This is a genomic window from Candidatus Micrarchaeia archaeon, from assembly GCA_041653315.1.
Lineage (GTDB): Archaea > Micrarchaeota > Micrarchaeia > Anstonellales > JAHKLY01 > JAHKLY01.
This window is the reverse complement of the sequence record JBAZFO010000034.1, coordinates 1-12,201: the sequence shown is the minus strand read 5'-3', so window position 1 is coordinate 12,201 and position 12,201 is coordinate 1. Positions and strand designations below refer to the sequence as shown.

Sequence of the window (12,201 nt, the reverse complement as noted above, 5' to 3'; positions counted from 1 at the left end):
TTCAATTGTTCCATGCCCGCTTAATACTAACACATCAAATTTTTTACCATTTTTTCTTTCCATAAGCAAACTCCAACCCTTAAATTCTCTTTCATTACCTACTTCAATTATTGAGATGTGGTAATTATTTTTTATGATCTCATCAATAAATTTATTATCATAATAAAAAGCATGATTATCATCTTCTTTTGGAAAAATCCATAATGCTGTTTTTTGGTTTTTTGAAGGTTTTTTTCCAAAATTATTATATAAATATTCTAAAGTATTAATAGAATACCTTCCAAAAAAAGAAATATTATTTTCTACTGAAAGAGTAGAAACTATTCCATCTCCATTTGGTCTTTTACTTAATTCAATTAGTCTGTATATATCACTAATATGTTCAAATTTTACATTGCTTAATGTCCTAAATGGAAAAAGGTTGTTTAATATATATTTTTTAAATACTTCTGAACTTTTAAAGATTTCTACATTTAAATAATTTAGATCTTCAAATAATCTTTCCCATATCTCATTCATTCCTTTAGTATTGATTATTGTTTCAAAAAATTCAGTTATTAAATTTATTAATCTTTCATCTTTATTTTTAGGATAAAAATCTCTTCCACTTAAAGAATATATTCTAAGTATATCTTCTCCATTAAATATTTCTGGATCTTTTTTTGCGATGACTAAGAGCTCTTTTAGAATATTTTTTGTATTTTTTTCTGTTGCTTCTAATTCAAAAATAAGCAGGTCTTTCCATATTTGTATATATTGTTCATGTACTTCTGAACAGTGTTTTATAATTGATTTTAAAGTTCCGGTATATATAGAATCATTAATTGATTGTTCTTTTTTAAAAGAGATTTTAAATAGATTTGAGATTTTTAATATATTTTCAATTGAAAGTAAATTAGGATTTTCCTCAGCAATATTTTTTATTATTGAAGTTAAATATATTTTATTATTTGAATTTTCTATTCTGTCAATAATATTTGGAATGCCTTTTATTGTGTTTTTATTGTTTAAAATTATATGAGTTATTATCCCTTCAAAATTATCTGCTATTTTACTAATTTTTTCATTTTTATCTAAGTCTTTTAGAATATCTTCATTTTTATCAAAGTAAAATAAAAAAAGTTCAATATGTTCTGGATTAAAAAATTCTGGTTTTTTTAAAGCGATATCTTTTAATTTTTCAGATATTTTTAGTGTTATTTTTGAAAAATCAATTGATTCTATTATTTGATTAAATTCTGTTTTTGTTAAGTTTTCTATAGGTTTATGTAATAGATTCTCGATTTTATTTGGTATAATATTTTGTAATTTAATATGTTGATTCTTTTTTTGTTCTTTTATTTTTAACTCTTTTTGCATATTATATTTACCTATTAAATCCTTATAAATTTATGTTCTTTAATGTAATTGAATATCTAAACATATTTGAAATACATTTGGCGCATAAGGCCTTACTATTTTTTTATTTAATAGTTTTATATTAAATCCTTGTTTTTTAGCTATAGTTTCAATTATTTTTATTTTTCTTTCAAAAGGATGCTCTTTTTCATCAAATGCGTAAATATGTAGTATAGTATCTTTTTTAGCGCATTTTAAAACATCTGGTAGAAAATCTAAAGCATTTTTAGGTATGGGCATAACTATTCTATCTGCCCATTGTTTATATTCTGGATATTCTTCTACTATTTTTGATGCATCTCCTAACAAAGCTTTACAATTATTTAATTTATTTAATTTTATATTTTCCTTAAAATATTCTACCGCATCTGAATTTAATTCAATTCCTACTATATCACAATTTGGATTATATTTTGCAATTGTAATAGCAAAAGGGCCATAACCTGCAAAAGGCACTAAGATATTTTCCTGTTTATTTTCTATGTTTTTGTCGCTTTTTTCATTTCCTTTTTTTGTCTTTTTTTCTTTTTTTGTTTTGTTTTCTGTTTTTGTATTTTCTTTTACTAATTGTGTAATACGTTTTCTATCTGTTGATAATTTAGTAGAATAAAACATTTTTGCAATATCTAATTTGAATATACAGCCGTTTTCTTTGTATGTTGTTATAGTTTTATTTTCTCCTAAAATAACAGATACATTTCTTATTCTAAATTCTCCTTCCATGCCTGTTTCTTTTTTTAATACTGTTTTTATATTTCCGTGCATTTTTCTTACTGCTTCTGCAATTTGTTTTTCATATTTATTTAATTGATTTGGAATTTCAATAATTGCTATATCATTCAAAACTTCAAAAGATGAGACTAATTCATCTAATTCTTTTTCATTCATTATCTTGCTTAAAATTTCCTTTATATTTTTAGGTTTTTGAATTCTTTTTTTAAGTTGTTTATCTACAATTTTAATTTCTTTTGGTAATTCATTTGGGATTTCATTAAGCGCAAAATAAATGTATTTTCTTCCCTTTTCAGGCGCATAATCATAAGTAATGTATTTATCTAATTTATTTCTTATTTGTTCTGCGCTCTTTAAAGGAATTTTTAAACATTTTACCATATACACACTATATTAACAACACACTTTAAAAATATTACTTTATATTAAATTATATTTAGAATAAAATTTAAAAAAAATATAGTAAATATGAGAGAGTTTTTTTATGAGTTTAAACAATAAGAAAAAAATTATTATTCCCACAGAATCATACCCGGGTGAAAAAAGAGTATTAGTACTTCCTCCTTCGGTTAAAGTTTTAGTTGACGAAGGTAATGAAGTGTTTGTACAATCTAATGCAGGTAAGGGAATAGAAATTACTGATGGAGAATATGAAAAAGCAGGAGCAAAAATAATTCATGAAACTATAGATTTGTATGCTAATGCAGAAGATGGATTAATTGTTAAACTTAAAGCTCCTTCCCCAGAAGAATTTTCATTTATGAATAATTCCTTATTATTTTGTATGTTACATATCGATCAAAATAAAGAAAGAATTTATTATTTAGGAAAACATAATTTAATTGGTTTAGCAATGGAAGAAATTAGGGATTTAAGGGGAAAAAGATTAGTTGATCAAACACATATTACAGGAGAAATTGGAGTTTATTATGCTATGAGACATTTTAAAAAAATGCCAGAAGATATGAAAGCAGTAATTTTAGGATATGGAAATGTAGGAACAGGAGCAATAACCGCATGTTCCAAATTAGGAATAAATTATAAGATCATGAGGAGGGAAGAACTTTCAAGATTAAATATGTGGTTAAAAGATGCAGATTTATTAATAAATGCAATTTGTTGGCCTGAAGAACAAAGAATAAATCAAGAGTATCTAGTTACCAGGGAGGATATAGTTAATTCAAAATCAAATTTAATAATTCTTGATCTTTCAGTAGATTTTCCTAATCCTATTGAAACTATTAAACCCACAGATTATGTTAATACATTTTATATTGAAGAAGACAGAGTACATATAAGTATATATGGATATCCTGGATTAGTCCCAATTACTTCAAGTAAACTTTATGATTTTCAGATATTACCAATTATAAAGAAAATTACTTCTAATTTTAAACAAAATGACGAATTAGAAAAGGCTATAGAAAAAGCAGTTATCAATCCTTCTAATTATGAATGGGATAAATTTAAACCGGAATCAACAGAAGTCAGTAAATTAGAGTAAAAGGTATGGATATGAAAAGTTTATTAGTTCTTGGAAAAGGAGATACGACCTATTCAGATAGGAATAGGAAAAGAGTTATTACTTTTGCACAAAATATGGGAATTGATGTTAAAACTGCAGATTATCATGAACTAGACACGGTTTCTGATTTTAAAACAGATAAAATAAATGTAATGTTTTTTTTCCCATTTACTTTTTGGAATAACAATTGTGAAACTCCGAAGGATACAAAACTCTACGGAACTTCTAAATCTTCATATACTTTATTTAGAGATTTTTTTATTAATATAAAAACAGAATTAGAGGATAAATTTGGAGCTAAAAGATTAAATTTTATTATTGAACCTGAAAAAGCAGCAATTGATAGAGATAAACTTAAAACAGTTGAAATTCTTAGAGATTATAATATTCCCACAACAGAAACGTTAGAATATTATTCTATACAGGATCTTATAGATAGAGTAAGTAATACAAGGGCGATTTTTATAAAATGTAGATATGGTGCTGAGGGAAAGGGGATTACAGTAATGCATCGTAAAAAATGGGTTACTAATTATAAAGTTGAAAAAGGTAAGTTGATTAATTATAAATTGAATGGTTTATGGCCTTTTACTGATATAACCGGACAAAAAAGTTTAATATATCAACTTCTTGAACAGGATGTAATTGTAGAATTGGAAATTTTAACTCCAAAAATATATAATAATAAATTTGATGTACGTGCGTATTCAATTGGAAATAAGGCCCCACATTTTTTTATTAGATTAAATGAACCGGTTAAAGAAATAACAAATTTTTCACAGGGTGGAAAAGTAATACACCACCCCTATACAACTTTATCTGAACATACCCAGTTTTTAATAAAAAAAATAACGTTAGAAACTGCTAACGCTATTGGATTAAAATTTGTGGGAGTAGACATAATGTTTGATAAAAAACTAACGAATCCTAAAGTTGTAGAGTTGCAAGCGTTTACAGATTTTCCATCTATAATATACTTTGATCTAGCGGAGTATATGATTAAAGATGAAGTGGGATTATTAATATAATTTTATTTTATCTGTTATCAATTTTCCAAGTACTAAGGAATAAATGATTTACATGCTTCTTTAAATTCGCTTAATAAGAATCTAATAAATGGTTTTTCATCATTATTTTCAACACAATTGATTAATGAGTCAAAATATTTTTCTTTGTTTTTTGAAATATTTAAAATCTCTTTATTATTATCAATTAAAGCTTTATTTAACAACAGACGTGAAATTCTTTTATTCCCATCTGTAAATGGATGAATTTTATAAAATTTAAGATGAAGTATTGCTGCAAATTCTATTGAATTTAATTTATCTACATTTGAGTTATACCATATTATTAACTCATCTAATAACTTTATTATTTTTTTAGGTTCTGGAGGTCTATATCTTATTTCTTCAAATCTTTCTGAATCTCTTAAATAAATATAAATTTGTTTTTTTCTTAGGATTCCTGGAAATTTGTCTTTGTATTCTCCCATGATTATTGAATGCAATTCTAAAATTAAATTTTTTGATATTCCTTTTTTACTTTCTTTTATTTTTCTTAAACCTTTTATCATATCTAAAGAAACTTTTAAATTTTCATCTCTGATATTTTTTACTTTTTTTTCAGATATTTTATATGCCAATTTTGCATCTTGTCTTGTTATTGGGACTCCTTCTGTGCTTAAAGTGGTATAAACAAAATTTATTGTATCTATTTCTTCTTTTTCATTTTTTTGTGTTTTTGTCAATTTAGAAGTTCTTTTTAAATATCGTTTAAATAAAATTTCGGTGTCAATTAATTCTTGTTTAGTTAAATATAAATTTTCTTTTTTTCCAATTAAATCTAAATATATTTTATTGATTAGTTTTTTTTCATATTCTGTTCTTTCTTCCGGAATTTTAGTTCCTAAATAAATAGAATATGTTTTTGGTTTTTCTATTCTAATAGTTTTTTCCAAATAATAATACATTTTACCTTTTATTATTTTTTTTGTGATTCTCATATATAGTATATACGTGCATGTCTTTTTAAAGTTATCTTACATTTTTAAAGAAAATGTGTACCTAACTTTTACGAAGAGAAAAGTTATCTTACATTTTTTATATTTTTGTAAGATAACTATCTTAAATGGGGTATTTTTATATTAATTTAATCCAATTATAATTAATTTTCCAGGAGATCTTTACTTAATTAAAAGCCATTCAATAATTGGTATTATTCTTATTTTTTTTCCATCCACTTTTTCTTCAGATTTTGTATTTCTTGTTATTATCAAACCCTCTTTTAATTTGAAATATTCTAAACAACGAACTAATGAAGTTATTTCCCTCTGTTTTGTTCTCTCATCGTTTATATCATAACATACTTGAATTGCTTGTTTTATGTTTTTACCTTCTCCAACAATAAAATCAACTTCTTTATTATCTGCTGATTTCCAATAATTTATTTTTTGAATGGGATTTATATGCTGTTTTCTAAGCAGTTCGAGATAAACAATATTTTCTATTCTTTTTCCGAACTCTTCAATACTAAATAAATTCAAAAATCCATGATCATTAAGATATATTTTAGGAATTGATAGGTTTTCATTTTTTATTGAATAATCAAATCTTCTTACTGGGAAAATGAAAAAAGAATCTTCAAGCATACTGAAGTAATCATAAAGTGTATTTTTACTAATTTTAATTTGTTTTGACTTAAGAGTATTATAAACATTATTTATACTAGTTTCTTTAGTTAGAGAACTTATTAGATAATCAATAAACCATTTTATCAACTTTGTATTTGTTATTTTGTATCTTTCAATTAAATCTTTATATATAACTAAATCAAAATAATTTTTTAATATTTTGAGTTTTTCAGTTTCGTTTTGTTCGAGTGATATTTCAGGATATCCCCCAAACTTTAGATATTCATCAAAAAGGTTTGATAAAATTGCTTTCTCTTTTGTATTCAATTTATTTACATTACTCTCAAATTTTCTAAATTTTAGGAATTCTTTGAAGGATAAGGGCAATAAATGAGTGGTTATTGCTCTTCCCCTAAGAGAAGTTGCAATTTCTTTACTCAATAATTTTGATGAAGACCCAGTAATAAAAATGTGGCAATTAAAATTATCATAAATTTCTCGTATTGCTACTTCCCAATTTTTTATCACTTGCGGTTCATCAATAAATATATGCAGTTTTTTATTTGTTGTTTCAGGAAACAAAGACCAATGTAATTCAATTATTTCTCTTATTTGTTTAAAATTTAAATCGTAAAAAAGAGGATTTTCAAAGTTAAGATATACCATCTGATTTCGATTTATATCAGAAACTTTTAAATCATTTATCAGTTTGTACATTAAGTATGTTTTACCTGTTCTTCTCGGCCCAATAATAGTATGTATTTTGTTTGAAGGTTTGATCTCAATATTTCTAGATATAATCGAAGAAAAATCTTTCCCTTGAAAATCCATTATATATTGCTTGATACGATCATTTTCCATAAACATATTTAGGGAGGAAACATTTTATAAATCTTTCCCTATCAATAGGGAAATAAGTTTGAGTACCCCAACATAATATCAGTGCCCCAATCCCCTTTCTTTTGTGAAAAGATTTATGTTTTGGAGAGTTTTGAGAATGTTGTTCAATAATTATTTTCCAATTATTTCTAAAACTTTTAGAACACACAAATCTTTCCTAAGTTATTTAATTTATATTCAGACAGGGAATTTTAAACTTGTTTTTAATATGTTTAAAGTTTACAATCATCACCAAGTAAAGGAAATGCGCCTATAAATTCAATTCTCTCGCGTGGAGTGGTATTAAAATGTAGAGGATACATTACTTTTGGATTCTTAAGTACCTTTCTTATTTGTGCAGTGAATTTTATTAGTGATTGTTTTTCAAGTTCAATTTCTGTTTCCATTTTAATACCTTCTTCAGGAACAATCACAGGTATTCCACCAAAGTCTTCATCTTTCATTATCCAATTAAATATTCTTAAAAGTCCCATATAATAACTAAAGTTTTTTGGATCAATAGATGAGCCAAAGGGGTATGAAAAACCAAGTGGTTTTAACTTATGAAAAACAACCTTATTGATTCTTCCATCTGCCCGGCGATGTAAAAGAGGAGTAATTTTCATACTTCTCCTAGAAATAGGGAATGGATCAACTAATGCAGGTATTGGTGCTAGATTAGCAGCAATATGAAAAAATACTTTAATACTACCATAAGAAAGAGGATTTGGGGAATCACATAAATCTTCCATGTTTTCCAAAATTGTTTGTGTGTTATGATGAAGGTTATATCTTCCGAAAATAATAGATGTGGGATGTATTTCAATTACTTTATGGATCTTATAATAAAACCGCGGTTCTTTGTTAAGAATTCTTAGTTTGTTTTCAATATGTTCGATTGTTTCATCAATTTCATTGTCTGTAAGTTCTCTGTATTTCTCTTCAAAATCACGCATTCTCTTTTTTTTAGTTCCGAAAATTTCAACGCATATCCTAGGAAGAATACCTGCTTCAGTTTCTTTTTTAAATTTTTCAAATCTAATTTGCCTATATAATTCATCTTCTTCTTTATTTTTAAGATCTGATGTAGGATTTTTATTGAATATTCCAAACATGTTATCACCCAATTTAAAATATTCAGCAAGAAAATTTATAATTGTTTCTAAAAATAGTTTTTTATGAAAAAGAAAAATCGTATTTATAACACAGGCAAAAAATAAAAATATATGTTTTATCTCTCAAAATAATTCACTCCTTTGCGCCTTGTTGAAAATATAATAACTTTAATTGCGCTTTTATGTGATGATAAAAAAAGGGCTGAAAGTTAAGAAATAAAACATTTAACGACGATAAAGCCGGAAATGTACTCTTTGTAATTGTTTATAAAGTTTTGAATTTATTATGTATGCGATTAGGTGATAATTTGGAAAAAATATATTGTGATACTTGTATTTACTTAGATTATTTTTATAAAAGGAAAACAGAACGCGGTCGTGATGTGGGTAAAGAAGCTTTGATTGTTTTTAATTCTGTACTTAAAGGACAATATAAATTAGTTGTTTCTAATTGGGTTTTGGAGGAACTTAAATTTTATAATTGTGAAGAATTTCAGAATCTTGAGAAGTTTTTATCAAACAATATGATTTATATTAAATATTCAGACCAAGATATGATAAAAGCAAAAAAGTTTAATAATTGGAAAGATGCATTACATGTTATTTTAGCTGAGAAAACTGGTTCAGATTATTTAATTACTCAAAATATTCAAGATTTTATTTTATTTGATACTAAAATAAAACTTATTCAGCCTTCTTACTTGTTTTTTCTTGAAGATCTATAAGTTTTTTATCTGTTTCTGGGTATTCGATTTTTTCAAATATCTCTCTAAAAATATCACTAATAATATTTTCCTGTTCTTTTACTCTATCTTCAAATAAATAGTTTAACAGTTCTATAGAATAATATTTTTCCAAATCTTTTGAAGCTATTTTTAAAGCTATAAATCTCCAAATTTCATTAAATAAATGAGATAAATCTTGATTTTCATAAATTAATGATGAGAATTCGTTTAATATATCTGCTGTTTCTCCATCCAATCCATTTTGAATTATCTCTTTATAAAATTCCATAAAATCTTTTTGAATATTTCTATTTTCCAATAATTTTGAATTTAAAATTTCTTTAATCTGATAAATGGAATTTTCTTTATATTGTTTTTCTTTCATTTTTCTTGTACTTTCAAAATCATATTCTTTAATATTATTTTTTATTATTTTTTCTATTTCTTTCATTTCTTTAAAATTCTTAAATTCATATTCTTTATCTTCTGCGTATAAACATATGCATATTTTTCCATATAGATACCATACAACAGGAATATTCAGATTTGCTTGTTTTATTATTTCCACTGTTGTTTTTTGCATATATGTTCTATTTGGATCTTTATTATGCAGTTTTTTATATTCTTCTTTTATTTTTGAGAATATGAAATTTATTATATTTTGTTTTTCTTTGCTTAAAGGAAGACCAAACAAAGTGTTTTCCTGTTTTTGTAATAAGGTGTACATTATTTTATTTCCTTGAGTTTGTTTTTCTAAAATTCCTGTTTGAGTTAAAATATTTAAATAAGTTTGCGCTGTTTCCCAATTAATATGCGCATCTTCGGCTACTTCACTTATAGATTTATCTCCTTGTTTTAAAGACGAAATTATTCCTGTTATTATTTTCTTTGTTTCTGTTTTTTTGCCTTTAATATTTTTTTTACTTACCTTACTTTTGTTGTTTTTATTATTTTTCATAATTCTATTTTCTTTGGGAAGCTTTTTAATCGTTTCTCTATTTTAATAGATAGTTTTACACAATCTATCTATATATGTAGATATTAAAATAATTTTCATATAAAATTCGGCAAGGAAACCAACACCTTTAGGTGTTGGAGGATTAACATTTTCTTTTGAAAATGTTAAGTTTTGACATTAAAAATGTCAAAGGAATTGCCGAATTTGATATATTTACAACGAATGAACTATACCTTTGCCTTTAGGCAAAGGAAGTTCTTCGTTGTAAATCATTCTTACGCGCATTCTTTTTATAATTGAATATGTGATTATGATTCAGTACTCCAGGTTCTCTAAACATGTGGGATGGGTGCTCGGAAGAAATTTAAGAAGGTTTAAAAATATTTAGTTGTTTAAATACTTGGCGAGTATTATGGAAGCAAAAGAAACAAAATTTTTAAGGTTTTTAAATTCTCCAAAACAGTTGGTCATTCCTATTTATCAAAGAACTTACAGTTGGGATATTGATCAATGCGAACAATTATGGAAAGATATAATAAGAACAGGCAAAGATGAATCCAATTTTGGACATTTTATTGGCTCTATTGTTTATGTGGAGAAAGGCCTTTATCAAGTATCTGCACTTCCTAAGCTGTTAGTTATAGATGGTCAACAAAGATTAACTACAGTCTCACTTTTAATTTCTGCATTATGTAATTTTATAGAAGAAAAGAATATTCAAACTGAAATAAACCCTAATAGATTAGCCAGTTATTACTTAATGAATGAAAAAGAGGAAGGAGAAGAAAAATACAAATTAATTCTTACACAAAGCGACAAAACTGCTCTTTTTAAATTAGTTGACAAACTCGAATTAACAGACGAAGATTCAAAAAAAATTAAAGAAAATTATAATTTTTTCAAAGAAAAAATAGAAAAAACAGATTTGGAGGTAATCCATAAAGGAATTTCAAAGCTTATTATAATTGATGTTTCTCTAGATAGAGAGAAGGATAATCCACAATTAATATTTGAAAGTTTAAATTCGACTGGTTTGGAACTTACTCAAGCTGATTTAATACGAAATTACATTTTAATGGGCTTAGAAAAACAACAACAGGAATACCTATATAATAATTTTTGGTATCCTATGTCAAAAAGTTTTGGTCATTCAGAAAATTCTGCCTTATTTGATAAATTCATGAGAGATTATTTAACTATTAAATTAGGTAGGATCCCAAATATGAGAGAAATATACTCGGAATTTAAAATGTATTCCTCAAAACAGAAAAACATAGTAGAAGTTGTTCAAGATATATTTGAATATTCTAAATATTTTGTAAATATCGCTTTAGAAAGAGAACCGGATGGAGATATCAAGAATAAGTTTTGTGATATAAATGAATTAAAGGCAACAGTTTCTTATCCATTTATTTTAAATATCTATAAAGATTACATTCAAGATAAAATTACAAAAGAAGAATTTTTGGATATATTAAACTTGATTGAAAGTTATGTATTTAGAAGAGCGGTTTGTGGAGTACCAACTAACTCCTTGAATAAAACATTTGCAACACTTTATAAAAAAATTGATAGAGAAAATTATTTGGATAGTTTGAAAGCAACCATAATACTTCAAGATTCATATAGGAGAATTCCGGGTGATGACGAATTTGAACGTGAGCTACTAATTAAAGATGTTTATAATTTTAGAAATAGGAATTATTTACTAAGGAGATTAGAAAATTATGATAGGAAAGAAATTGTTAATGTTGAAACATATACTATAGAGCATATATTGCCCCAAAATCAAAATTTATCTGAAAAATGGAGAAATGATTTGGGAGAAAATTGGAAGGAGATTCAAAAGACATATCTACATACTATTGGGAATCTTACCTTGACTGGGTATAATCCTGAATTAAGTGATAAATCATTTGAGGAAAAAAGAAATATTAAAGGAGGCTTTAAGGATAGTCCGATTAGATTAAATAGAATATTGGCAAAGTTAGATAAATGGGATGAAAACGAAATCAAAAAAAGAGCAAAAAACATTACACAATTAGCAATTAAAATTTGGGGTTATCCAAACATTAGTGAGGAAATTATTGCTAGATATAAAACTGAAGACGATAAATCAACTAAAGCAGAATATACAATTGAAGATCATACTTACTTAAAACAAGGGGAACCGATGAGACCATTATTTGAAGAATTAAGAAAAAGGATATTGAATATTGATCCGTCTATTAGAGAAGAAC

10 protein-coding genes are annotated in these 12,201 nt (G+C 25.3%); 4 read left to right on the top strand and 6 right to left on the bottom strand.

The window, feature by feature from the left end; genetic code table 11:
- A partial coding sequence (locus WC356_06205; protein ID MFA5382738.1) for a hypothetical protein occupies positions 1-1,359 on the bottom strand: 1,359 nt, incomplete at its 3' end.
- A 39-nt stretch (positions 1,360-1,398) separates the two neighbouring features.
- Complete coding sequence (locus WC356_06200; protein ID MFA5382737.1) at positions 1,399-2,511, bottom strand: class I SAM-dependent methyltransferase family protein; 1,113 nt, start codon at positions 2,509-2,511, stop codon at positions 1,399-1,401.
- Positions 2,512-2,614: 103 nt separating this feature from the next.
- Between WC356_06200 and WC356_06195 the strand changes: the two genes are divergently transcribed.
- On the top strand, positions 2,615-3,634 hold the full coding sequence (locus WC356_06195) for a hypothetical protein (GenBank protein MFA5382736.1): 1,020 nt from the start codon (positions 2,615-2,617) through the stop codon (positions 3,632-3,634).
- Positions 3,635-3,645: 11 nt separating this feature from the next.
- Positions 3,646-4,683, top strand: coding sequence for a YheC/YheD family protein (locus WC356_06190; GenBank protein MFA5382735.1), 1,038 nt, complete (start codon positions 3,646-3,648; stop codon positions 4,681-4,683).
- A gap of 32 nt (positions 4,684-4,715) precedes the next feature.
- Here the strand turns inward: WC356_06190 and WC356_06185 are convergent, their stop codons facing one another.
- The 3 genes from WC356_06185 to WC356_06175 all read right to left on the bottom strand — a co-directional run bounded on the left by WC356_06185 (position 4,716) and on the right by WC356_06175 (position 8,290).
- Positions 4,716-5,657, bottom strand: a complete 942-nt coding sequence (locus WC356_06185) for a Fic family protein (protein MFA5382734.1) — start codon at positions 5,655-5,657, stop codon at positions 4,716-4,718.
- A 180-nt stretch (positions 5,658-5,837) separates the two neighbouring features.
- A complete protein-coding gene (locus WC356_06180) occupies positions 5,838-7,145 on the bottom strand; it encodes an ATP-binding protein (protein MFA5382733.1) in 1,308 nt (435 codons plus the stop codon).
- 251 nt (positions 7,146-7,396) lie between these two features.
- On the bottom strand, positions 7,397-8,290 hold the full coding sequence (locus WC356_06175) for a hypothetical protein (protein ID MFA5382732.1): 894 nt from the start codon (positions 8,288-8,290) through the stop codon (positions 7,397-7,399).
- Between the two features lie 296 nt (positions 8,291-8,586).
- Between WC356_06175 and WC356_06170 the strand changes: the two genes are divergently transcribed.
- Positions 8,587-9,003: a hypothetical protein gene (locus tag WC356_06170; GenBank protein ID MFA5382731.1), complete on the top strand. Its 417-nt coding sequence runs from the start codon at positions 8,587-8,589 to the stop codon at positions 9,001-9,003.
- Here WC356_06170 and WC356_06165 read toward each other — a convergent pair.
- Positions 8,963-9,961, bottom strand: a complete 999-nt coding sequence (locus tag WC356_06165; GenBank protein MFA5382730.1) for a helix-turn-helix domain-containing protein — start codon at positions 9,959-9,961, stop codon at positions 8,963-8,965. The two genes, WC356_06170 and WC356_06165, sit on opposite strands and share 41 nt — an antisense overlap.
- A gap of 412 nt (positions 9,962-10,373) precedes the next feature.
- Here WC356_06165 and WC356_06160 point away from each other — a divergent pair.
- Positions 10,374-12,201: DUF262 domain-containing protein (locus WC356_06160; protein MFA5382729.1), on the top strand; the 1,828-nt coding region annotated here is incomplete at its 3' end.